Here is a 23603-nt window from a genome sequence, read left to right as displayed (position 1 = left end):
ACGCGATGTGAAGCGTGGAATCGTTCACTCGCTGGCGCTCGCTCATCGCGTGGCACCCGCCAGGCTGCGGAGCCGATCGGTGTCGGTCACCGCCACCCCGCGGTCGACCAGGGACATGCCGATGCGGTTGTTGCCGGCCGCGTCGACGATCGCGTCGGCGACCTCGAGCGGGACGAGCAGCGTGGCGGCCGAGCCCTCCGAGTCGCTGCCGCCGCCGAGGACGCCGCCACCGCCGGAGGAGACCGGGGGCCGGATCACGAGCGCGAGTGCGAGGGGCTGGCTCGGGCGATCGCCCTCACCGATGCGGACGACGCGGACGAGGTCGCCGGAGTCGAGGTCGTCGGGCACGCGGCCCTCGACCAGGGGCACGCCGACCTCGGCGCGCTGACCACCGCTGAGCGGGTTGGTGCGCACGAGCATCGACGTGTCGAGGAGCTGGCCCTCGTTCAGCGGCACGCGGGTGTAGGTGCCGAGCACGGTCGACTCGGCGCCGGCCGGGACGATGAGGTCCGACTCGGTGGCGACATTGGTCTCGCCGAGCATGTCGCGGGTGAGCTCGGTGCCGGCCGGGATGTCGGACTTCACCACGAGGACCGGCTCGCGCGAGTCCATCCGCAGCGCCAGCAGGCCGGCGAGCGCGGCACCGCCGAGGATCAGCAGGACGCCGAGGAGGGCGACGGCGGGGCGACGGCGACGCGGAGGCGTGGGGCGCGAGCCCGCGGGCGCGGCCCGTCCTCCGACACCGCGCGCGGTGCGGGCACGCTGACGGTCCTGGACCGCATCTCCGACCGAATCGGTACTGGTGCGCATCGCCATGGAACGGCTCCCCCTTGCAGACGTAGGTGCGTCCTGGGATGGGCCGAGACGTGCTCCCTCGCGCAGCCCCCCGCAGGAACCACCACAGTCTAGCCCCACGTGACCATCTCGTCCTGCCAGGTGACGCACGGCACGCGCGGGCGCTTCGCGCGCTCCGCCCGGCCCGTGGCGCGGGACCCTCTACGCTGAGCCCCATGCGCTTGCTCGTCACGGCCGAGGCGGCATCGTCGGGGGAGGTCCGCGATGCCATCGTGGCCTATTCGGCCGCCAGCACGGTCGGTGACCTCGAGTCCGTGCTGCAGCAGCTCTTCGGGATGCGCCGCCCCCACGCGGACGTCGCCGACGTCATCGACCTCGACAGCCGTCGGGGCGTCGAGCGCAGCGGACCGGGGGTCTTCCTCGGGTCGCGCCGCCTCGATCCCGACGCCACCCTGGCCACCGCCGGGATCCGCCACGGGGTGATCGTCGGCCTCGGCGGACCCAGCCGCCATCGCGAGCGCGAGCCGCAGGGCCTGGTGGAGGTTCGCGTCAGCTCCGGCCGGGGCGCCGGGCGGGTCCACCGCCTCGGCATCGGCACGTGGACGATCGGCTCGGCCAGCCACTGCGCGATCCGGGTCCAGGATGCCCCCGACGTGGCCGCCCGGCTCGAGGTCGACGCGCAGGGTCGCGTCGTGGTCACGGCCGACGAGTCCGCCCGCGACCTCACGGTGGCCATCCCCGAGCGCCGCGAGCCGCCCACCGAGCCGATCGTGCTGCAGGCCAGCGTCGCCACCCGCCAGCAGCGTCGCTTCCGTCGGCGCAAGCCCGGCCTGAGCGCCCTGGAGCAGGGCCGCCAGGTCGACCCCACCGCTCCCCTGCCGCTCGTCCGCCTCGACCGCGAGCCGGTCACGGCGTCGGTCGTCTGGAAGGAGGGCGCCGTCCTCGGCGTCGCCGACGTGCTCTTCGAGCTGGGCTCGGTCAGCGCGCCGGATGCCTCCCTCTCCCCGTCGGCCACCGGCCCGGAGCTGGACTACAACCGCCCGCCGCGGCTGCACCCGCCGGCGCGCACGCGCGAGTTCTCGCTGCCCACCGAGCCGAAGAAGCCCGAGAAGGCGCCCATCCCGATGGTGATGATGCTGTCGCCGCTGCTGATGAGTGGCTTCATGTACTGGCGCACCGGCTCCATCTACTCGCTGATGTTCATGATCCTGATGCCGCTCATGATGCTGCTGAACGCGTCCGGCACGCGCCGCCAGCAGAAGGCGCGCTACCAGGAGCAGCTCGCGGAGTTCCACCGCCGGCGTGCCGACGTGGAGAAGGCCGCCGTCACCTCGCTGGCCGACGAGCGCGGGCAGCGTCGCTCCATCTACCCCGACCCGGCCTCGGTGCTGCTGTTCGCCACCGGCCCGCGGGCGCGCCTGTGGGAGCGCCGTCGCTGGGACCCCGACTTCCTGGAGCTGCGGCTCGGCACGAGCGACCTGCCGTCCGACGTCGTCGTGAAGGACTCCACCCGCGAGCAGCACGAGGGACCGCTGCGCTGGACCGCGCCGGACGTCCCCGTCATCGTGCCGCTGGCGCCCACCGCGGTGCTGGGCGTGTGCGGCCCGTCCGACCAGTGCCTCTCGACGACCTCGTGGCTCATCGCCCAGGTCGCCGCCCTGCACTCCCCCACCGACGCCTCGGTCTGGATCTTCACCGACCGCACGAACGCGACGGCCTGGGAGTGGACGAAGTGGCTCCCGCACGCCCGCACCAGCGAGGACCACCCGCGGGCCGCACGCCTGGCCCTCGACGAGGAGGACCGGGCGTCGATGATCTCCGAGCTCACGGGGCTGGTTGACCGGCGCAAGGAGCTCGACACCGACGAGCGCGAGGCCCTGCCCTCGGTGGTGGTCGTCCTCGACGGAGCGCGCGAGCTGCGCATGGCTCCCGGCATGACGTCGCTGCTGAAGTCGGGAGCGTTCGTCCACGTCTACTTCATCTGCCTCGACCGCACCCCGCGTGAGCTGCCCGAGGAGTGCCGCGCCGTGGTGGAGCTGCACGGCGACCTGCTCGACCTCGAGACCACGGCCGAGCGTCACATCGACGGCGTCCGCCGCGACGTGGTGGACGGCGTCTGGCTCGAGCGGCTCGGTCGCGCGCTCGCGCCCATCCGCGACGTCAGCACCGAGGACCTCAGCTCGAGCCTGCCGGCCGCCAGCCGGCTGCTCGACGTCCTCGGCCTGGACGCTCCCTCCGGCAAGGACCTCGTCCGCGTCTGGTCCGGCGGCGGCCGCACCACCAAGGCCGTGATCGGCGAGGGGCTCGACGGACCGTTCCGGATCGACGTGCGCGCCGACGGCCCGCACGGCCTCATCGCCGGCACCACCGGCTCGGGCAAGTCCGAGCTGCTGCAGACCATCATCGCGTCGCTGGCCGTGGGCAACCGTCCCGACGAGTTCAACTTCGTCCTGATCGACTACAAGGGCGGCGCGGCGTTCATGGACTGCCAGCACCTGCCCCACACCGTCGGCATGGTCACCGACCTCGACGGCCACCTGACCACCCGGGCGCTCGAGTCGCTCGGTGCCGAGCTGCGGCATCGCGAGCACCAGCTGGCCGACGCGGCCGCGAAGGACATCGAGGACTACCTCGCGGCGCGCCAGCCCGGCGACGAGCCGATGCCACGGCTGCTCATCATCATCGACGAGTTCGCGGCCCTCGTGGCCGAGCTGCCCGACTTCGTCACCGGCCTGGTCGACGTCGCCCGACGCGGCCGCTCGCTCGGCGTGCACCTGATCCTGGCCACCCAGCGCCCCGCCGGCGTGGTCAACGCCGAGATCAAGTCGAACACCAACCTGCGCATCGCCCTGCGCGTCACCGACGCGAACGACTCGGACGACGTGATCGAGTCGAAGGTCGCCGCGGAGATCCCCAAGTCCTTCCCCGGCCGGGCGTACGCGCGACTGGGGCACTCGTCCCTGACGCCGTTCCAGAGCTCGCGCGTCGGAGGCCGGCCGGTCGGCACCGAGCGTGCCGAGCTGCGCACCCGCGGGTTCGGCGTCGAGGAGCTGGTGGCGCCCCCGAAGGCGGCCGGCTCCGACGAGGAGGACGTGTCGATCCCCACCGACCTCGCGACCCTCGTGGGCGCGGTGCGCGAGGCGAACGACCTGATCGGCCTCGAGCCGATGCGCAAGCCGTGGCTGCCGCCGCTGCCCGAGACGCTGACCCTCGACGACCTCCCGGTCGAGCCCGCCCCCGACATCGGCGCCCTCCCCGACATCCCGCCGATCGTGTTCGGGCGCGGCGACCTGCCCCACCTGCAGCAGCAGGAGGTCGCGAGCTGGGACCTCCAGCGCGCGGGGCACCTCGTGATCGCGGGCCAGTCCCGCTCGGGTCGCTCGTGGTCGCTGCGTGCCATCGCCGCGGCGATCGCCCGCCAGACCGCTCCCACCGACGTGCACGTCTTCGGCATCGACGCCGGCAACAACGCGCTGCTCCCCCTGGTCTCGCTGCCTCACGTGGGCGCCGTCGTCACCCGCACCCAGACCGACCGCATCTTCCGGCTGTTCGACCACCTCGGGCGTGAGCTGACCCGGCGCCAGCAGGTGCTGGCCGAGCAGGGATTCGCCGACATCGCCGAGCAGCGTGCCGCGGTCGACGGCGCCGAGCGGATGCCCTACCTCGTCGTCCTGCTCGACCGCCTCGAGGGCTTCACCACGGCCTTCGAGTCCGTCGACGGCGGCGTGCTGCTGGAGCGGCTCGTGGGCCTGCTCCAGGAGGGCGTCGGCGCGGGCATCCGGGTCGTCATCGGCGCCGACCGCTCGGGCATCCTCGGGCGCTACTCGCTGCTCGTCGACGACCGGATCGTGCTGTCGATGAGCGACCCGTCGGACTACTCCGTCGTGGGCCTGCCGACCAAGCAGGTGCCCTCCCACATCCCGCCGGGCCGCGGCTTCCGGGCCGGCGAGCGGCCGCAGGAGGTCCAGTTCGCGATGATCGACGCCTCCGGCGAGGGCACCGCCCAGGTGCGGGCGATCCACGAGCTCGGACGCGCCGTCGCCGAGCGCTACGGCGACCTCCCGCGCGGCCTGCGTCCGCACCGCATCGACGAGCTGCCCGTGGCCATCGGCCTCGACGAGGCGCTGACGATGGAGCCGTCCGAGGCCGCGCTGAGCCCCAGCTTCATCCCCGTGGGCGTCGGTGGCGACACCCTCGCCCTCGAGGGCTTCGACCCGCTGTCCACCGGCCCGGGCTTCCTGGTGGCCGGTCCCCCGCGCTCGGGGCGCAGCTCGACCCTCGTCGTGCCGATCAGCCAGCACCTCGCGCACCGTCGGGACGTCCTCGTCATCGCGCCCCGCCGCTCACCGCTGCGCGACCTCGACGACCGACGCCTGCAGCTGTTCACGGGCTCCGAGCCGATCGAGGAGATCCGCGAGGGGATCTCGCGCCTGCGCACCCAGCACCTGATCGTCGTCGACGACTTCGAGGTCCTGGGCGCCGACTCGCCGGTGGGCCAGCTGCTCGGCGAGACCTACGGCGCGATGCGCGACACCGCCAACGCCATGATCATCGCCGGCGGCATCGACGAGCTCGGTTCGGTCTACCGCGGCCTGCCGTCCGACCTCAAGCGCGGCCGCACCGGCCTGATCCTGTCGCCGCGAGCCTCGAACGACGGCGACGTCCTCAACGCCCGCCTGCCCCGCTCGGTCGGCGCCTCGGTCCCGCCCGGCCGTGGACTCCTCGTCACCCCCACGGGCTACCGCTGGGTCCAGGTCCCGAAGGCCTGACCGCCGCTGTGGCCCCGGGAGGGGCAGGGCTCAGCGCAGCCCGAGGGGGCGCTGGAGGGCCAGCTGGATGAGGCGTTCCACCAGCTCGGGGTAGTCCACACCCGAGGCCTGCCAGAGCTTGGGGAACATCGAGAAGGGCGTGAAGCCCGGCATCGTGTTGATCTCGTTGATCACGAGGCCGCCGCCGACGCTGCTGGTCAGGAAGAAGTCCACGCGGGCCAGGCCCTCGCAGCCGATGGCGTCGAACGCCTGCAGCGCGTACTCGCGGATGCGCTGACGCACCGTCTCGGGGAGGTCGGCCGGGACGACGTTCGTGCTGGTGCCGTCGAGGTACTTGGCCTCGAAGTCGTAGTACTCGTGATCGGTGTCGGCGGCCACGACGATCTCGCCGACCTCGCTGGCGAGGGGCATGCCGCGCTCGTCCTGGATGACGGCGCACTCCACCTCGCGCTTGTCGTGCGCGGCGGCCTCGACGATGACCTTCGGGTCGAACTTCCGCGCGGCCAGGACGGCGTCCTCGAGCTGGGCCCAGTCGTGCACGGGCGTCACGCCCGAGCTGGAGCCGGCCCGCGCGGGCTTGACGAAGACCGGCAGCCCCAGCGCGTGGATGCGCGCCTCGGCGCGGTCGCGCTTGGCGTCCCACTCCCACGGCTGGATCGTCACGTAGGGCAGCTGCGGGAGTCCGGCGGCCGAGAAGACGGTCTTGGTGAACGGCTTGTCCATGCCCACGGCGCTGGCCATGACGCCGGCGCCGACGTAGCGGACGCCGGCCAGCTCGAAGAGGCCCTGGATCGTGCCGTCCTCGCCCCACGGGCCGTGCAGGAGGGGGAACACCACGTCGACCTCGCGGACGCGGTCCCACGAGAAGGGCGGGAATCCGTCGCGGACGGACGGAAGGGCGCCGGGCTCGAGGTCGTCCCAGACCGCGGTCTCCTCGACCCAGCGGCCATCGGGGGTGATCCCGACGGGGACGACGTCATAGCGGTCGCGGTCGATCACGGCGAGGACCTCGCGCGCGGTCAGGCACGAGACACCGTGCTCGCTGGACTGGCCTCCGAAGACGACGGCGATCGTGGTGCGCACCGGCTCGACTCTACCCGCCTGTGACACTGGAACCATGCAGCCCGACACCGTGACCGTCATCGCAGGTCGCCCGGCCAAGCAGCCCGGCGCGCCGCTCAACGCCCCCATCACCCTCGCGAGCGCCTTCGTGCCCGGCGGCTCGTCCGAGTACGGCCGGCATGGCAATCCGGCCTACGAGGCGTTCGAGGCGGTGCTCGGCGAGCTCGAGGGCGGACGGGCCCTGGCCTTCGCCTCGGGCATCGCGACGTCCGCCGCCACGCTCGGGCTCCTCGAGCCCGGTGCCGTGGTGGTCCTGCCGCGGCACGGCTACAACGGCACCACGAGCCTCGTCGAGAGCGGGCCCTACGAGGTGCGCCTCATCGACCCCTCCGACACCCAGGGCAGCATCGAGGCCTTCGCCGGGGCCGACCTCGTGTGGCTGGAGTCACCGACCAACCCCGCGATGGAGGTGGGCGACCTCCCCACCCTGGTCGCCGCCGCGAAGGAGGCCGGCGCCCTCGTGGCGGTGGACAACACCTTCCGCACTCCCCTGCGCGACCGGCCGCTCTCGTACGGTGCCGACATCGTGTGCCACTCCGCCTCCAAGCTGCTCGGTGGTCACAGCGACCTCGTGCTGGGCGTCCTGGCCACGCGCGACGACGCCCTGTTCGAGCGGCTGCTCGCGCACCGCTCGCTGCACGGTGCGATCCCGGGCGCCCTCGAGTGCTTCCTGGCGGCGCGCGGCATCCGCACGCTGGCCGTGCGGCTGGATCGCGCGGAGTCGAGTGCCGCCCTGATCGCCGACCGGCTGAAGGCGCACCCGGCGGTGGCGGAGGTCCGCTATCCCGGCTTCGGGTCGATGGTGTGCTTCGTCGTCGACGACGTCGAGCACGCCCAGCGCGCCACGGAGTCCAGCCGGATCATCAGCCACGCCACGAGTCTCGGCGGCGTGGAGTCCACGTGGGAGCGGCGCCGCCGCTTCCCGGCGGAGCCCGAGACCATCCCGGCCGGGCTCATCCGGCTGAGCGTCGGCATCGAGGCCGTCGAGGACCTCTGGTCCGACATCGAGACCGCCCTGGGCTGAGCCCGGGCGGAGGGGTCAGCGGGTCTCGGGCTTGGCCGAGCGGCTGATGAGGGCGTTGACGAGCTCGGTGGGCGTCATGTTGCCGTCGACGAGCGCGCGGACGTGCTCGACGATCGGCATCTCGACACCGTGCATCGCCGACAGCTCGGCCACGGAGACGCAGGACTTCACGCCCTCGGCGACCTGGCGCGTCTGCGAGGTGATCTCCTCCACGGTCATGCCGCGGCCGAGCTTCTCGCCGAAGGTGCGGTTGCGCGACAGCGGCGACGAGCACGTGGCCACGAGGTCGCCGAGGCCGGCCAGACCCATGAAGGTCATCGGGTCGGCACCCATCGCCATCCCGAGGCGAGCGGTCTCGGCCAGCCCGCGCGTGATGACGGACGCCTTGGTGTTGTCGCCGAAGCCCAACCCGTCGCAGACGCCGACGGCGAGGCCGATGATGTTCTTGACCGTGCCGCCCAGCTCGCAGCCCACGAGGTCGGTGTTCGTGTAGGGGCGGAACGCCGGCGTGTGCAGGTACTTCTGCAGCTGGAGCGCGACGGACTCGTCCTCGCACGCGACGACCGCGGCGGCCGGCTCGCGGCGCGCGATCTCCTTGGCGAGGTTCGGGCCGGTGATGACGGCGATCCGCTCGGGGCCCGCGCCGGTGGCCTCGGCGATGACCTCGCTCATCCGCATGTGCGAGCCCAGCTCGACGCCCTTCATGAGGCTCACCATCACCGCCGACGGCTCGATCAGGTGGCCCCACGACTCGAGGTTCGCGCGCAGCGTCTGGGACGGCACGGCCAGCACCACGATCGCCGCGTCGGCCAGCGCCTCGGCGGGGTCGGTGGTGGCGCGGATCGTTCCCGGCAGCTCCTGGCCCGGCAGGTACTCGGTGTTCTCGTGGCGCTCGTTGATGTTGGCGCACGTCTCGTCGCGACGGCCCCACAGGTGGACGTCGTGGCCGGCGTCGGCCAGCACGATCGAGAAGGCGGTGCCCCAGGACCCGGCTCCCATGACTGCTGCAGTGACCATCAGCTCTCCTCGTATCGGGTCTTGGGCTTCTTGAGCGTGCGCACGTCGATCCGCGGAGTCGTGGGCGACTCGCCGCGGATCTGCGCCTGCAGCGCGGTGATCGCGTCCATGAGGCGCTCGGTGGCCGCGTGGATCTGGTCCTGCGTGGGACTCTCGCCCAGGTCGGAGAGGTCGATCGGGGCGCCCACCCGCACGTGGATCGTCTTGCGCGGGAAGGGCCGGAACTCGCGGCGGTAGGGCCACATGATGTCCTGCGGGCCCCACTGCGCCACGGGCACCAGCGGCACCCCGGCGGCGTGCGCGGTGCGGACGGCGCCGTCGCGACCCGACATCGGCCACGCGGCGGGGTCACGCGTCATCGTGCCCTCGGGGTAGATGGCGATGATCGAGCCCGCCTCCACCGCGTCGATCGCGGCCCGCAGCGAGTCGGCGGCCGCGCCGGTGCCCCGGTAGACCGGAATCTGCTCGGCCTTGCGCAGCAGCCGGCCGATCACCGGCACGGCGAACAGCGGGTCCTTGACCAGGAAGCGCGGCGGGATGTCGTGGTCGACGAGCCAGTGCCCGAACAGGAACGGGTCGAGGTACGACAGGTGGTTGGGTGCCAGCACGAACCCGCCCGAGGTGGGCAGGTGCTCGTCACCGCGCCAGTCGCGCTTCGTGACCACCATGAACAGCGGGCGCAGCACCCAGACGACGACCCGGAGCACGGTGGGCAACGGGCGGGTGCGGGACATGGGATGACCCTAGTACGCCAGGGAGGCCGCGCCGGGCAGGCGTCAGAGGGTCGCGGGCTTGAAGCGCGGACGGCGGGACTCGTAGGCCGAGATGTCGTCGGCGTGACCCAGCGTGATGCCGATGTCGTCGAGACCCTCGAGCAGGCGCCAGCGGGTGTAGTCGTCGATCGTGAACGAGTCCTCGATGCGGTCGACGCCCTCGCCGGCCGAGACCGTGCGGGACTCCAGGTCGACCGAGATCTCGGCGCCCGGGTTGGCCTCGAGGTACGCCCACAGGGCGGCGACGACCTTCTCGTCGACCTGGGCCGCGAGCAGCCCGGCCTTGCCCGAGTTCCCCCGGAAGATGTCGCCGAAGCGCGGGCTGATGATGACCTTGAACCCGTAGTTCTGCAGCGCCCAGACGGCGTGCTCACGCGACGAGCCCGTGCCGAAGTCGGGGCCGGCCACGAGCACGGTGGCGTCCTCGTACGCCGGCTGGTTCAGGACGAACTCCGGGTCGCTGCGCCACGCGGCGAACAGGCCGTCCTCGAAGCCCGTGCGGGTGACGCGCTTGAGGTAGACCGCGGGGATGATCTGGTCGGTGTCGACGTTGCTGCGGCGCAGCGGCGCGCCGACTCCGGTGTGGGAGATGAACTTGTCCATGGTGATCGTCCTCAGAGCTCGGCGGGCGAGGCCAGGTGGCCGGTGACTGCGGTGGCGACGGCGACGTCGGGCGAGACCAGGTGCGTGCGGCCACCCTTGCCCTGACGGCCCTCGAAGTTGCGGTTGGAGGTGGAGGCGCTGCGCTCGCCCGGCGTGAGCTGGTCGGGGTTCATGCCCAGGCACATCGAGCAGCCTGCGCCGCGCCACTCGGCGCCGGCCTCCTTGAAGACGACGTCGAGGCCCTCCTCCTCGGCCTGCAGGCGCACGCGCACCGAGCCGGGGACGACGAGCATGCGGGTGCCGTCGGCAACCTTCCTGCCCTTGATCAGCTCGGCGGCACGACGCAGGTCGCTGATGCGGCCGTTGGTGCAGGAGCCGACGAAGACCGTGTCCACGGTGATGTCGCGCATCGGCGTGCCGGCCTCGAGGCCCATGTAGCGCAGGGCGTTCTCGGCGGCCTCGCGCTCGTCGGCATCCTCGAAGTCGGACGGGGTCGGGACCAGGCCGGACAGCGCCACGCCCTGGCCGGGGTTGGTGCCCCACGTGACCCACGGGGTGACCTTCGAGGCGTCGATCGTGACGACCTTGTCGAAGTGCGCGTCGTCGTCGGTGACCAGGCTGGTCCAGTACGCGACGGCGGCGTCCCAGTCGGCACCCTGCGGGGCGTGGGGGCGACCCTCGATGTAGTCGAACGTGGTCTGGTCCGGAGCGATGAGGCCGGCCTTCGCGCCCCACTCGATGCTCATGTTGCAGATCGTCATGCGCTCCTCCATCGAGAGCGCACGGATCGCGTCGCCGCGGTACTCCACGATGTAGCCCTGGCCGCCGCCGGTGGTCTCCTGCGTGATGAGCGCGAGGATCAGGTCCTTGGCGGTGGTCCCCGGGGGCAGCTCGCCGACGACGTCGACGGCCATCATCTTGGGCTTGGCCTGCGACAGCGACTGGGTGGCCAGGACGTGCTCGACCTCGCTGGTGCCGATGCCGAAGGCGATCGAGCCGAAGGCGCCGTGCGTGGAGGTGTGCGAGTCGCCGCACACGATCGTCATGCCCGGCTGGGTCAGGCCCAGCTGCGGCCCGACGACGTGGACGATGCCCTGCTCGATGTCGCCCATGGGGTGCAGCCGGACGCCGAACTCCTTGGCGTTGCGACGCAGCGTCTCGACCTGCGTGCGCGACACCGGGTCGGCGATCGGCTTGTCGAGATCCGTGGTCGGGATGTTGTGGTCCTCGGTGGCGAGGGTGAGGTCGGCGCGACGCACCTGGCGGCCGGAGAGGCGCAGTCCGTCGAACGCCTGCGGACTGGTGACCTCGTGGAGGAGGTGCAGGTCGATGAACAGCAGGTCCGGTTCACCCGGCGCGGAACGGACGACGTGGTCGTCCCAGATCTTCTCGGCGAGCGTCTTGCCCATGATTCTCTCCAACTTCGGGGGTTGCGTCTCACAATGCGATACGGCAGTATCAAGACATGGACAACTCTAGCGGAGTCGGCGTTCTCGACAAAGCGGCCCTCGTGCTGGCGGCGCTGGAGCCGGGGCCGGCGACGCTGGCCGGCCTGGTGACCGCCACCGGCCTGGCGCGGCCCACGGCCCACCGCCTCGCGGTCGCCCTGGAGCACCACCGCCTCGTCGCGCGCGACATGCAGGGTCGCTTCATCCTAGGCCCGCGCCTGTCCGAGCTGGCCGCTGCCGCGGGCGAGGACCGCCTGCTCGCGGCCGCCGGCCCCGTGCTGGCCCGCCTGCGCGACATCACGGGCGAGTCCGCCCAGCTGTTCCGCCGCCAGGGCGACCACCGCGTGTGCGTCTCGGCCGCGGATCGGCCCACCGGCCTGCGCGACTCGATCCCCGTGGGCAGCCAGCTGACGATGTCGGGCGGCTCCGCCGCCCAGGTGCTGCTCGCGTGGGAGGACCCCGAGCGGATGAACAAGGGCCTGATGAAGGCCACCTTCTCCGCCGCCGAGCTGTCGGCCGTGCGCAAGCGCGGCTGGGCCCAGAGCGTCGGCGAGCGCGAGCCGGGCGTGGGCTCGGTCTCCGCCCCGGTCCGCTCCCCCAGCGGCAAGGTCGTCGCCGCCGTGTCGGTGTCGGGACCGCTGGAGCGGCTCACCCGCCAGCCCGGCCGCATGCACGCGCCCGCCGTGGTGGCCGCCGCCGAGCGGCTCTCGCAGAACCTGCGCCGCTGACGCCTCAGAACAGCCCGGGGCGCTCCAGCTCGAGCAGGGTCGTCTTGCGTTCCAGACCGCCGGCGTAGCCCGTGAGCTTCCCGTTCGACCCGATGACGCGGTGGCACGGGACCACGATGGGAATCGGGTTGGCGCCGTTGGCCGCGCCCACGGCACGCGAGATGCCGAGCTCGTAGCCGAGGTCGGTCGCGATCTGCCCGTACGTGACCGTCTCGCCGTAGGGGATGGTGCGCAGGTACGCCCACACCTTCTTCTGGAACTCCGTGCCGTCAGCGGCCACGGGCAGGTCGAACTCGTGGCGCTCGCCGGCGAAGTACTCGCCCAGCTGGCGCTCGACCTCGTCGAGCAGCGGGTCCTCGACGCGCTCCCCTCGGGCCTCGGCCCCGAAGTCGATCGCCGTGAGCAGCCCGGCGTCGACGTGCAGCCGCAGGCCCCCGATGGGCGTGTCCATCCAGCGTGTCTTCATGCCACTCTCCACAGGTGCAGTGAGGCGTACGACCGCCAGGGTCGCCACCGTTCGGTTCGCGTCCGTTCCAGACCCTCGCGCGCGAGGACGCGGCGCAGCACGAGGTCGGTCTCGAGCAGGACGTCGGGGTCCCCGAGGGCCCGCATCCTGACGTAGTCGGCGGTCCAGGGACCGATGCCCCGGATCGCGAGCAGGCGGGCTCGGGCGGCCTCGCGGTCGGCGCCCGGGTGCAGGTCGAGCTCGCCGGAGGCCACGGCGTGCGCGACGGCGAGGATGGCGCCGGCCCGGCCGCGCGGCATCGCGAACTCCTCGGGAGCGGCCTCGGCCACCGACTCGGCCGTGGCGAACGCGTGGGTGAGGCCGTGGCGTCGCGCGAGCTCGAGGTCGACCTCAGTGCCGCGCGACCGCGCGACCCGGCCCAGGATCGTGCGGGCTCCAGCCACGGACACCTGCTGACCCACGATCGCGCGCATCACCATCTCGAAGCCGTCGACCTGGCCGGGCAGGCGCATGCCGGGCGCCTCGCGGACGAGGCCGGCGAGCAGCGGATCGGCCGCGAGGGCCTCGTCGATCGCGACGGGGTCGGCGTCGAGGTCGAGCAGCCGGCGGCACCGCTGCACCGCCGGCGCCAGGTCGCGCAGGTCGGTGAGCTCGAGCTCGGCCGAGACGCTGTCGTCGCCGAGCGTCAGCTCGACCGCGCCGACGCCGTGGGGCAGGTTCAGCACGCGCGCGTAGGTGCGACCGTCGACGGCTTCGACGCCCTCGATCGCCCGCGGGGTGAACCAGTCGAGCAGCGCGTCGGCGTGGAACGGCGGCCGCAGGGCGAGCTCGAGCCGGAGCCGTCCGGCTCCGGGGTGCGCGGCCCGGCGCGAGCGCGACCTCACCTCGCGCGGCGTGAGGTCGAACGACTCGCGGATGGAGTCGTTGAACTGGCGCACCGACCCGTAGCCCGCCGCGAACGCGACGTCGGCCGCCCGCATCGTGGTGGTCTCGAGCAGGATGCGGGCCGTGCGTGCCCGGTTGCTGCGCGCGATCGCCTGGGGCCCCGCACCGAGCTCGGTGGTGACGAGCCGGTTCACCTGGCGCTCGCTGTAGCCGAGCCGGCCGGCGAGTCCGCTCACTCCCTCACGCTCGACCACGCCGTCGCCGATCAGACGTACGGCGCGGGCGACCACGTCGGCCCGGGCGTTCCACTCGGGCGAGCCGGGCGTGCTGTCGGGCCGGCAGCGACGGCAGGCGCGGTAGCCGGATCGCTCCGCCGCCGCGGCCGAGGGGTAGAAGGTGACGTTCGCCTGACGCGGGGTCATCGCCGGGCACGAGGGCCGGCAGTAGATCCCCGTGGTGCGCACCGCCGTGTAGAAGACCCCGTCGAACCGCGCGTCGCGCGCACTCACGGCGCGGTAGCAGTCGTTCGGGTCCATGACTCCATCCTGACCTACGCACCTGACCAGTTCTCGCGGAAATCGGACACGACCGTCAGCCCTCTCACCCGGCTCGGGCGAGGGCGACGTCGTGGCGATGTTCGTGGCGGTGGCACGCGGAGCAGAGTCCGACGAGGTTGGCGAGGTCGGTGGGACCTCCGTCCGACCATCGCCGTCGGTGGTGCACGTGGTCGACCGTGTTCCGGCAGTGCTCGGTGGCGCAACGTCCGTCCTGCTGGATCCAGACCGCGTGACGCTGCTTCGGCGTGGCATCGCGGTGGCGACGGCCGACGTCGAGCACCGACCGGTTCGGTCCGATCCGATCGACCAGGACCGGAATGAGGTCGGCACCGCACGTCAGGTGGGCCAGCAGGTTGGCGCCGATGTGGCCGAAGCCCTCCAGGACCGCCGGCTGGTCTGGCTCGAAGGCGCCGCGCGTACCCGGCGCGAGCGCCCGCTGGAGGGTGCCGGCGTCGACGAGCACGTGGATCTGCGGCCGGACCGTGCCGTCGGTGGGCAGGCCCTCGGCCAGGACGCGGGTGAGCAGGTGGTCGAGCCCGTCGATGCGACGCTCGGACGCCGAGCGGCGGTCGCCTCCCTCGCGCGGGGTCGAGACAGCGTCGAGGACCGCCTTCAGCTTCGCACCGACGTCGATCGGCAGGAAGCCGGTGACGTGCCACCCGTCGGGGAGCGCATGGAGGCTGAGGTGGGACTTGTCGGCACCGGCGATCCACGCGTCGTCGAGCTCCTCGGCGTGGACGATCGACCGGAGCCGGTCGACGAGCGACTTCACCCGGGACGGCGGATGCACCTCGGACACGGCCACGAGATGGGCCTCGATCCGGCGGACCTCCACCTCGTCGACGTGGGCGAGGGCGAACGAGAAGCGCGCCACGTGGTCGGCCGAGATGCGACCCGCACGAGCCGACTCACCGACGAGCGGCAGCTCACGCATGGTGGCGGCCGCGCGGATCAGCTGGCGTGTGCGCCGCGCGTCCTGGCGCAGCTCGCGCCGTGCCCAAGTGGCCGCGCTGGACGCGTCCTCCGCGACGTACGCCTTCGTCCGCTCGATCTCCTCGAGCCGCTCGGCCAGGGCGGCCTCGGCCGCGTCGCGCAGTGCCGCCAGCGCTCGTGCCTCGTCGTGGACCGACGAGGTCACCGACCGCAGGACGGACCCGCAGTGGCCCATGGCCGCGCTGACGCCGTCATCCCCCGAAGACATGCCTGAATCGTACCGCACATCCGTTCGATTTTCTTCGGTTTTCCACCGCCATTTCAGGTTGACGATGATGCTTATGGCCCACGCAGGCAGACCGACCTCTCGCGCCACCGTGAGCACTCTGGCAGGCTCGCAGGAGAACCCCCGAAGCAAGGAGACAGCCGTGCAGCAGGTCAAGGGCGTCATCGCTCGAGCGAAGGACGCACCGGTCGAACTGGTCACCATCAACGTTCCCGATCCCGGCCCGGGCGAGGCGGTGGTGACGATCCAGGCCTGCGGCGTCTGCCACACCGACCTGCACTACCGCCAGGGCGGCATCAACGACGAGTTCCCGTTCCTGCTCGGCCACGAGGCGGCGGGCATCGTCGAGGCCGTCGGCGACGGCGTCACCGAGGTCGCGCCGGGCGACTTCGTCGTCCTCAACTGGCGCGCCGTGTGCGGCGAGTGTCGCGCCTGCAAGCGCGGCGACCTGCAGTACTGCTTCGCCACCCACAACGCCAAGCAGAAGATGACGCTCGAGGACGGCACCGAGCTCTCCCCCGCCCTGGGCATCGGCGCGTTCATCGAGAAGACGCTCGTCGCGGCGGGGCAGTGCACCAAGGTCGATCCCGACGCACGTCCCGCGGCGGCCGGCCTGCTGGGCTGCGGCGTGATGGCCGGCATCGGTGCGGCGATCAACACCGGAGCCCTGACGCGCGGCCGGTCCGCCGCCGTCATCGGCTGCGGCGGCGTGGGCGTCGCCGCGGTGGCGGGTGCCGCACTGGCCGGAGCCAGCCCGATCATCGCCGTCGACATCGATCCCGCGAAGCTCGAGGCGGCGCGGAAGATGGGCGCGACCCACACGGTCGACTCGTCGCAGACCGATCCGGTCGAGGAGATCAAGCGCATCTGCGCCGAGACCTACGAGGGCGCCGAGGGCGCCGACGTGGTGATCGAGGCCGTGGGCCGTCCTGAGACGTGGAAGCAGGCGTTCTACGCCCGCGACCTCGCGGGCACCGTGGTACTCGTCGGCGTCCCGACGCCTGACATGAAGGTGCCCGAGCTGCCCCTGATCGACGTCTTCGGACGCGGCGGCGCGCTCAAGTCGAGCTGGTACGGCGACTGCCTGCCCAGCCGCGACTTCCCCATGCTGATCGACCTCTACCGCCAGGGTCGTCTCGACCTCGACGCGTTCGTCACCGAGGAGATCGGCATCGAGGACGTGGAGGCGGCGTTCGAGAAGATGCACCAAGGCGACGTGCTGCGCTCGGTGGTGGTCCTCTGATGGCCGCGCGCATCGACTACGGCGTCGTCTCCGGCACGTTCAGCCTCGACGGCGAGACCCACGACGTCGACAACAACGTGTGGATCGTCGGCGACGACACCGAGTGCCTCGTGATCGACGCCCCGCACGACGTCGAGGCGATCCTGCACCTCATCGGGCGGCGGAAGGTCCTCGCGATCGTGCTGACGCACGCGCACGACGACCACTGCCGCATCGCGCCGGAGCTGCGCGAGCGCACCGGCGCGCCGATCTGGCTGAACCCCGAGGACCGACCGCTGTGGGAGCTGACGCACCCCGGTGAGTCGTGGGACCGCGACCTCGTCGACGGCACCGAGCTCACCGTGGGCGGCACCACGCTCACGGCGATCCACACGCCCGGGCACGCGCCGGGCGCGACGTGCCTGGTCTCCCAGGAGCTGGGCTGCGTCTTCACCGGCGACACCCTGTTCAACGGCGGACCCGGCGCGACCGGCCGCTCCTACAGCGACGCCGACGTGATCCGCTCCTCGATCGCCGAGCGGCTGTTCACGCTGCCGCCGGAGACGGTGGTGCACACGGGCCACGGTCCCGACACCACGATCGGTGCGGAGCGCGACCGGGCCTAGGCGTCTCGCGCTGCCTGATCTCGATACGCCGCTCGCTGCGCTCGCGTGCTACTCGATCACCGGATCCGCGCTGGGTGTTACTCGATCACCGGGGGCGTGCGGGGTGATCTCGATACGCCGCTCGCTGCGCTCGCGTGCTACTCGATCACCGGGGGCGCCCGCCACTCGATCACCGGGTGTGCCAGCCCGGTGGTCGAGTGCCCTCGAGGAACGAGAGGGTGTATCGAGACCATCACGCCGCTGCCCCTAACCTGAGCGGGTGAACGCGCGCGTCGGGCTGCTGCAGGTGTGCGCGGCGGGCGTGCTGTGGGGCACGGGCGGCCTGGTCGTGACGGTGCTGCACGAGCGCGACGGCGTCGGCGCCATGACCGTCAGCGCCTGGCGGATGCTCATCGCCGCGGTGGCTCTCGTCGCGTTCGTCCTGCTGACGGGCCGCGCCCGCGCGGTCCGCGACACGATGCGGTCCCACCCCGTCACCGCGATCGTCATCGGCTGCGGCACGGCGATCTACCAGGGCCTGTACTTCGTCTCGGTCCTGATGGTCGGAGTGAGTGTCGCCACCGTGGTCTCGCTCGGCCTCGCCCCGGTGCTGGCCGCCACGTGGGAGCACCTGCGAGCCGGGACCCGGCCCACCCTCCGCGACGTCGCGGTCCTGGCAGCGGCGCTCACCGGGCTCGTCCTGATCAGCGCCACCGCCGGACACGGCACCTCCGCGCCCGTCGACCGCCCGGTGCTGGGCCTGGTCCTGGCGGTGGCGGCGGGCGCCACGTACGCCGCGACCACCGTCCTGGGCCACGTGCTCGCCCCACGGCTCGAGCCGGTCGCGCTCACCACGTGCGCGACGGGGGCGGGAGCCGTCCTGCTGGCACCGTTCCTCGTGGTCGCGGCCGCCTCGGGCGAGCCCGTCGCGGGCACCTCCCCCACGTCGCTGGCGCTGCTGCTCTACCTGGGCATCGCCACGATGGCCCTGTCGTACGGACTCCTCTACGCCGGGCTCCGTACGACGTCGGGCTCGGCGGCGACCGTGGCCACTCTCGTGGAGCCGATCTCCGCCGCCGCACTGGCCGCGGTGCTGCTCGACGAGCGACTGGGCGCCGCAGGCCTGGTCGGAGCCGCGCTCATCCTGTGCGCCGTGGTCGCGCTGCGCCCCGAGGACGAGCAACCCGTAGCGGTCTGACCGTTACTCGGCCACGGCCAGCTGGCCGAACACGCTGCGGTGAAACAGCAGCGGCCCGCCGTCGACGCGGTGATCCACGGCGTGCAGCTCCAGCAGCACCAGGATGTGGTCGCCCGCCGGCACCTCGCGATGGATCGTGGTGTCGAACGTGGCCATCCCGTCGTCGATGAAGATCGCTCCACCGGGGCTGACGCTGTAGTCGATCCCCTCGAAGCGGTGCTCCACCGGCCCCGCCAGCTGGCGGCACAGCGGTCCGTGGTGGCTCGCCAGCACCGTCACGCCCAGCCGGTCCGCCCGGCTCAGGTCGGGCCACGTCTTCGACGTCGCGGCCAGGTTGATCGACACGAGCGGCGGATCGAGGCTGACGCTGGTGAAGCTGCTGGCGGCCAGGCCGACGGGGGCACCGTCGACCTCGGCCGCCACCACCACCACGCCCGTCGGGAAGTTCCCGAAGGCCGAGCGCAGCCGTCCCGGATCGAGGTCCTGGTTCGTGGGGAAGAACGCGGTCATGTCGCCGCCTGCAGCACCGAGCGCACCCAAGGCCGCGTCGCGTCCAGCCACGGGTCGTAGGCGGCCGCGTCGCCGTACTGGGAGTCGAGCACGAACAGGCCCCGCCCGGGGACCGTGGCCCCCAGCTCGGTCAGGACCGGCCGCAGCGTGAGCTCGGGGGCCAGCGCGTGGGCCGGCCCGGCGCCGAGCAGCAACGGCACGGCCAGCCCACGCAGTCCGGTGCCACCGGCGAACCGGTCGAGGAACACCTTGAGCAGGCCGGTGTAGGTGCCCTTGTAGGTCGGCGACGCCACGACGACGAGGTCGGCCCGACCGACCTGGCCGACCAGCTCGGCGACCTCGGTCGACCCCCAGTCGAGGACGGCCGGGCCCAGCGTGGCGAGGTCGACCACGAGGTCAGGCTCGGCCCCGGACAGTTCGCGCGCCACGTGGGTCGCGGCGGTCAGCGTGCGAGACGCCGACTTCGGGTTGCCGACCACGACCGCGGTGCTGACGGACGAAAGTCCTTCGAGTTCAGACAACGTGGGCCTCCTCGTTCGCGTCCGCGCCGTACAGCGACTCCGGGCGCGCGAGACCGAAGTGGTCGCGCAGGGTGGAGCCGGTGTACTCGGTGCGGAAGAGGCCGCGGTCCTGCAGGATCGGGACGACCTTCTGCGTGAATTCCTGGAGCAGCTGCGGGTACAGCGGGGGCATCACGTTGAAGCCGTCCGCAGCACCGTTCTGGAACCACTCGGTGATGATGTCCGCGACCTCGGTCGGGGTGCCGGCGACGACGTTGTGACCCCGGGCCCCCGCGAGCCGGTGCAGCAGCCCGCGCAGCGTCGGACGGTCGCGCTCGACGATGTTGGCGATCACCTGAAGGCGACTGCGGTTGTTGTCGAGCACGTCCCCGGCCTGCCCGAAGACCTCCACCGGAACGGGCTCGTCGAGCTCGAGGTGGGCCAGCGAGACGCCGGCCAGCCCCTCGAGCTGCGCGATGCCGTAGGCCGGGACGGTCAGCGAGTTGACGTACCGCTGCAGCTCCTCGGCCTCGGCGCGCGTGTCGGCGACGAACGGGCTGATGCCGGGCAGGATCTTGACGTCCTCGGCCGAGCGGCCGAACGCGACGGCGCGCGACTTGATGTCGGCGTAGAAGGCCTGCGCGTCCTCGATCGTCTGGTGGGCCGTGAAGATGGCCTCGGCGTTGCGGCCCGCGAAGGCGCGTCCGTCGTTCGACGAGCCGGCCTGGACGTAGACCGGGCGGCCCTGCGGCGAGCGGGGCTGCGACAGGGGTCCCTCGATCTGGAAGTGGTTGCCCACGTGGTGGATCGCGTGGACCTTCTCCTGGTCGAAGAACCGGCCCGACTCGCGGTCGGCGAGGATCGCGTCGTCCTCCCAGCTGTCCCAGAGCTTGGTGACGACGTCGATGAACTCCTGGGCGCGGACGTAGCGCTCGGACGCGCTGGGCAGCTCCGAGAGGCTGAAGTTCCGCGCCACCGCCTCGGACTGGGTGGTGACGATGTTCCAGCCGGCACGGCCCTTCGAGATCGTGTCGAGCGAGGAGAACAGCCGGGCCAGGTTGTAGGGGTCGTAGAACGTGGTCGACGCGGTGGCGATCAGGCCGATCCGCTCGGTCCGCGCGGCGATGGCCGCGAGCCGCGTGATCGGCTCGAGGTGCCCTGCCGGGCGGAAGGGCGTGGCGCCCCACAGTCCGGGGGCGTCGGCGAAGAAGATCGCGTCGAGCTTCGCCTCCTCCGCGATCCGGGCGTTCTCCGTGTCGAAGTCGATGTCGTGGATCCGGTCGATGGCCGAGTCGGGGTGGCGCCACGAGGCCTCGTGGTGGCCGGTGTCGTGGAGGAAGGCGTTGAGGCTGAGCTGGCGGGTCATGGTGTCTCTCTTTCGAAGGTCAGGCGGCGCGCCACTGGGAGAAGCGGCGCTCGAGGGCGACGAGTCCGTAGTTGACGGCCACGCCGAGGAGGGAGGTGGTGAGGATGGCGGCGTACATCTTCGGGATCAGGAAGTTGTACTGCGCGTAGTTGATGAGGAAGCCCAGGCCCGCGTTCGCGCCGATCATCTCGGCGGCGATGAGGACCAGGATCGCCGCGGCACCCGAGATCCGGATGCCGGTGAAGATCGTGGGCACGGCGGCGGGGAACGCCACCTTGCGGAACGTCGCGACCGGCGAGAGGCCGAGCACGCGTGCCGAGCGCAGCAGTTGGGCGTCCACGCTGGCCACCCCCGCGATCGTTGACAGCAGGATCGGGAAGAAGCACGCGTAGAGCACGATCGCGATCTTCGACGTCTCCCCCAGGCCCAGCAGGAGGATGAACACGGGCAGGATCGCCAGCGCCGCGGTGTTGCGGAACAGCTCCAGGGACGGGGTGAAGAACTCGCGGACCGGCCGGTACCAGGCGATGGCCGCACCCAGCGGGATGGCCAGGACGATCGCCAGCGAGAACCCGACGACGGACCGCTTCAGGCTGGCCGAGACGTGTCTCCACAGCTCGCCGTCGAGGACCATCGACCACCACTCCTGCAGCACGACGTGGAGCGGCGGGATGGAGTACGGATCCACCAGGCCCCATCGCGGAGCGAACTCCCAGACCAGGGCGAGCGCCACGAGTCCGGCGGCGCCGCGCGTGACGGCGACCGTGCGGGTGCGGCGCAGTGAGGCGCCCTTCGCGCGGGCGGCCTCCTCCTGACGCGGGTTCGGCCGGGCCTGCGTCTTCTCGGTGAGCAGGTCAGACATGGGTGAGCTCCTTCGCGGTGGACCGCTCACGCAGGAGCGACCAGATGTGGTGCCGGTGCGCGGCGAACTCGGGCGTCGCCCGGACGTCCTCGTCCTGGGCGAGCGACCGGTCGAGATCGACCGTGACGATCTCCTTGATTCGCCCCGGTCGCCCGCTCATGACGGCGACCCGCTGGCCGAGGAAGACCGCCTCCTCGATGTCGTGCGTGATGAACACGACCGTGGTGCCCGTGTGCTGCCAGATCCGGACCAGCTCCTCCTGGAGCCGCTCGCGAGTCTGTGCGTCGAGGGCGCCGAACGGCTCGTCCATCAGCAGCACCTGCGGCTGGTAGGACAGGCTGCGCGCGATGGCCACCCGCTGCTTCATCCCGCCGGACAGCTCGTGCGGGTAGCGGCCCGCGAACTCGCTCAGTCCGACCAGGTCGAGGTACTCGCGAGCGGTCGCGGCACGCTGCGCCTTCGACAGTCCGCCCTTGGCCTCGAGCGCGAACTCGATGTTCGCCTGGGCACTGCGCCACGGCAGCAGGGTGTACTGCTGGAAGACGACGCTGCGGTCCAGGCCGGGGCCCGTGATGGGGGTCCCGTCGACCGTGATGGAGCCCGAGGTCGGCGCGGAGAGCCCCGAGATCAGGTCGAGCACGGTGGACTTGCCGCAGCCCGACGGCCCGACGAGGGTCAGGAACTCCCCCGCCCGGATGTCCAGGTCGAGCCCGTCGAGCGCGACGAACTCGCGCAGCTTCTTGTCCTCGTCGCCACGGACCCAGAAGGTCTGGCCGACGTTCCTCAGTTCGATGCGTGAACTCATGGCTGCCTCCTCAGGCGTTCGGGTTGAGCTCGTTGGTGTAGACGTCCTTGACGTCGATGTCCTCGGCGTCGATGTCGCCACGGCTGTCGAGCCAGTCGACCCAGCGCTGGATGTCCTCGTCCGTGATGACGGGCTTGGCGTCGATGCCGAGCGTGCCGGGGAAGTTGGCCCTGATCGGCTCGATGTAGTCGCCGTAGCCCTCCTCCTCCAGGTACGGGAAGTAGACGTCGAAGACCTCCTGCTTGTCGTGGGTCTCGAGGAACTCGATCGCCGCGGCGACGCCCTCGACGATCTGGCGCGAGGTCTTCGGGTTCTTCTCGATGAACTCCTCGCGCAGGGTGATGCCGCCGCCGGCGTACGGCTCGCCGACGACGTCGATGTCGCGCACGAGCGTGCGGAGGGGGTACTGCGCTTCGGTCTGCTTCTTGGCGGTGAAGCTCAGGACGGCCGCGTCGACCTTGCCGCTGCCGAGCGCCTCGGGCGTGTTGAGCGGCGGCAGCGGGACGAGCGTGATCTTGTCCTGCTCGGCCTGGCTGAGGCCCTCCTGCTCGAACCAGGTGTCGAGCACCGCCTCCTGGTTCGCGCCGAGCGTGTTGACGGCGATCTTCCTGCCGACGAGGTCACGGGCGGTCCGAATGTCCGACTCCTCCAGGACGGAGACGGCCGAGTTCGTCGCCTCGTTCGATCCGTAGAACGGGATGACGGCCTTGATGGGCGCCCCCGTGGCGACGAGCTGGGCGATCGCGCCGTAGAAGGCGGAGCCGCCCACGTCGGTCTGGTCGGACACGAGTGCCTGGAGGGCCTGCGGGCCGCCGGTGATGTCACCGACCCTTTTGAGCGTGAGTCCCTCGAACTCGCCGAGGGCGTCCGCGAGCAGGAAGGCGTCCACGGCTCCGGCGTAGCTCTGGTACCGGATCGTGGTCTCCTCCTGCCCCGAGTCCGCGCCGGCGCTGCCACAGGCGCCGAGGCCCATCGCGGCGAGTGAAGCGGCCACGGTGACGACCAGGGTGCGGGTGAAGCGTGGGGTTCGGACGTGATTCATGCGGGTGCCTTCTTCTCGTGAGGGGCGCTGTTGCGTGACGACGACGCTACGAATCCGGGCATCGCCGACCGCCTCGTCTCACGACGC

General features: G+C 71.9%; 21 protein-coding genes. 6 read left to right on the top strand and 15 right to left on the bottom strand.

All coding sequences use genetic code 11. The features are described from left to right. Nucleotides 1–42: 42 nt before the first annotated feature. Nucleotides 43–816 carry an SAF domain-containing protein gene (locus tag B2363_RS08920; protein ID WP_286929688.1) on the bottom strand — a complete coding sequence of 258 codons (774 nt, stop codon included), beginning with the start codon at nt 814–816 and terminating at the stop codon, nt 43–45. Nucleotides 817–1010: 194 nt separating this feature from the next. Here B2363_RS08920 and B2363_RS08915 point away from each other — a divergent pair, with 194 nt between their 5' ends. Further along, nucleotides 1011–5564 (top strand): FtsK/SpoIIIE domain-containing protein, encoded by a 4554-nt coding sequence (locus B2363_RS08915; protein WP_286929687.1) that lies wholly within the window; start codon nt 1011–1013, stop codon nt 5562–5564. A gap of 30 nt (nt 5565–5594) precedes the next feature. Here the strand turns inward: B2363_RS08915 and B2363_RS08910 are convergent, their stop codons facing one another. Then, complete coding sequence (locus B2363_RS08910; protein WP_313601012.1) at nt 5595–6647, bottom strand: D-alanine--D-alanine ligase family protein; 1053 nt, start codon at nt 6645–6647, stop codon at nt 5595–5597. 34 nt (nt 6648–6681) lie between these two features. On the opposite strand from B2363_RS08910, the gene B2363_RS08905 reads away from it, so the two are divergent. Then, nucleotides 6682–7710 carry a trans-sulfuration enzyme family protein gene (locus B2363_RS08905; protein WP_286929685.1) on the top strand — a complete coding sequence of 343 codons (1029 nt, stop codon included), beginning with the start codon at nt 6682–6684 and terminating at the stop codon, nt 7708–7710. 15 nt (nt 7711–7725) lie between these two features. Here B2363_RS08905 and B2363_RS08900 read toward each other — a convergent pair whose 3' ends face one another. The 4 genes from B2363_RS08900 to leuC are packed head-to-tail and all read right to left on the bottom strand — an operon-like array spanning nt 7726 to nt 11512. Beyond that, nucleotides 7726–8727 carry an NAD(P)H-dependent glycerol-3-phosphate dehydrogenase gene (locus B2363_RS08900; protein ID WP_181755358.1) on the bottom strand — a complete coding sequence of 334 codons (1002 nt, stop codon included), beginning with the start codon at nt 8725–8727 and terminating at the stop codon, nt 7726–7728. Further along, entirely contained in the window at nt 8727–9461 is a 735-nt protein-coding gene (locus tag B2363_RS08895; RefSeq protein ID WP_286929684.1) for a lysophospholipid acyltransferase family protein, read from the bottom strand. Before B2363_RS08895 ends, B2363_RS08900 begins: the two co-directional genes overlap by 1 nt. 42 nt (nt 9462–9503) lie before the next feature. Further along, entirely contained in the window at nt 9504–10103 is a 600-nt protein-coding gene (gene leuD, locus B2363_RS08890; protein ID WP_286929683.1) for a 3-isopropylmalate dehydratase small subunit, read from the bottom strand. Between the two features lie 11 nt (nt 10104–10114). Then, complete coding sequence (leuC, locus tag B2363_RS08885; RefSeq protein WP_286929682.1) at nt 10115–11512, bottom strand: 3-isopropylmalate dehydratase large subunit; 1398 nt, start codon at nt 11510–11512, stop codon at nt 10115–10117. Nucleotides 11513–11568: 56 nt separating this feature from the next. On the opposite strand from leuC, the gene B2363_RS08880 reads away from it, so the two are divergent. Further along, nucleotides 11569–12279, top strand: coding sequence for an IclR family transcriptional regulator (locus B2363_RS08880; RefSeq protein WP_078698542.1), 711 nt, complete (start codon nt 11569–11571; stop codon nt 12277–12279). 4 nt (nt 12280–12283) lie between these two features. Here the strand turns inward: B2363_RS08880 and B2363_RS08875 are convergent, their stop codons facing one another. From B2363_RS08875 to B2363_RS08865, 3 genes are all read right to left on the bottom strand, one after another. Continuing rightward, complete coding sequence (locus B2363_RS08875; RefSeq protein WP_286929681.1) at nt 12284–12745, bottom strand: methylated-DNA--[protein]-cysteine S-methyltransferase; 462 nt, start codon at nt 12743–12745, stop codon at nt 12284–12286. Further along, nucleotides 12742–14166, bottom strand: a complete 1425-nt coding sequence (locus B2363_RS08870) for an AlkA N-terminal domain-containing protein (protein WP_286929680.1) — start codon at nt 14164–14166, stop codon at nt 12742–12744. The genes B2363_RS08875 and B2363_RS08870 overlap by 4 nt, the downstream gene beginning before the upstream one ends. Nucleotides 14167–14230: 64 nt before the next feature. Next, nucleotides 14231–15388 carry an HNH endonuclease gene (locus B2363_RS08865; protein WP_286929679.1) on the bottom strand — a complete coding sequence of 386 codons (1158 nt, stop codon included), beginning with the start codon at nt 15386–15388 and terminating at the stop codon, nt 14231–14233. Nucleotides 15389–15548: 160 nt separating this feature from the next. Between B2363_RS08865 and B2363_RS08860 the strand changes: the two genes are divergently transcribed. The 3 genes from B2363_RS08860 to B2363_RS08850 all read left to right on the top strand — a co-directional run bounded on the left by B2363_RS08860 (nt 15549) and on the right by B2363_RS08850 (nt 18431). Then, nucleotides 15549–16649: an S-(hydroxymethyl)mycothiol dehydrogenase gene (locus B2363_RS08860; RefSeq protein WP_286929771.1), complete on the top strand. Its 1101-nt coding sequence runs from the start codon at nt 15549–15551 to the stop codon at nt 16647–16649. Continuing rightward, nucleotides 16649–17254 (top strand): MBL fold metallo-hydrolase, encoded by a 606-nt coding sequence (locus B2363_RS08855; protein ID WP_286929678.1) that lies wholly within the window; start codon nt 16649–16651, stop codon nt 17252–17254. Before B2363_RS08860 ends, B2363_RS08855 begins: the two co-directional genes overlap by 1 nt. 259 nt (nt 17255–17513) lie before the next feature. Continuing rightward, nucleotides 17514–18431, top strand: coding sequence for a DMT family transporter (locus tag B2363_RS08850; RefSeq protein ID WP_286929677.1), 918 nt, complete (start codon nt 17514–17516; stop codon nt 18429–18431). A 3-nt stretch (nt 18432–18434) separates the two neighbouring features. Here B2363_RS08850 and B2363_RS08845 read toward each other — a convergent pair whose 3' ends face one another. The 6 genes from B2363_RS08845 to B2363_RS08820 are packed head-to-tail and all read right to left on the bottom strand — an operon-like array spanning nt 18435 to nt 23516. Next, entirely contained in the window at nt 18435–18941 is a 507-nt protein-coding gene (locus B2363_RS08845) for a flavin reductase family protein (RefSeq protein WP_181756218.1), read from the bottom strand. Beyond that, a complete protein-coding gene (locus tag B2363_RS08840) occupies nt 18938–19462 on the bottom strand; it encodes an NAD(P)H-dependent oxidoreductase (RefSeq protein WP_286929676.1) in 525 nt (174 codons plus the stop codon). Before B2363_RS08840 ends, B2363_RS08845 begins: the two co-directional genes overlap by 4 nt. After that, entirely contained in the window at nt 19455–20807 is a 1353-nt protein-coding gene (locus B2363_RS08835) for an LLM class flavin-dependent oxidoreductase (RefSeq protein ID WP_286929675.1), read from the bottom strand. The genes B2363_RS08840 and B2363_RS08835 overlap by 8 nt, the downstream gene beginning before the upstream one ends. A gap of 19 nt (nt 20808–20826) precedes the next feature. Next, on the bottom strand, nt 20827–21669 hold the full coding sequence (locus B2363_RS08830) for an ABC transporter permease (RefSeq protein ID WP_286929674.1): 843 nt from the start codon (nt 21667–21669) through the stop codon (nt 20827–20829). Then, a complete protein-coding gene (locus B2363_RS08825) occupies nt 21662–22474 on the bottom strand; it encodes an ABC transporter ATP-binding protein (RefSeq protein ID WP_181755346.1) in 813 nt (270 codons plus the stop codon). Before B2363_RS08825 ends, B2363_RS08830 begins: the two co-directional genes overlap by 8 nt. A gap of 10 nt (nt 22475–22484) precedes the next feature. Continuing rightward, complete coding sequence (locus tag B2363_RS08820) at nt 22485–23516, bottom strand: ABC transporter substrate-binding protein (protein WP_286929673.1); 1032 nt, start codon at nt 23514–23516, stop codon at nt 22485–22487. Nucleotides 23517–23603 lie beyond the last annotated feature (87 nt).

Source organism: Aeromicrobium sp. UBA7512, assembly GCF_002476985.1.
In the GTDB taxonomy this organism is placed as follows: Bacteria; Actinomycetota; Actinomycetes; order Propionibacteriales; family Nocardioidaceae; genus Aeromicrobium; species Aeromicrobium phoceense.
This window is presented reverse-complemented; position numbering and strand designations above follow the sequence as displayed.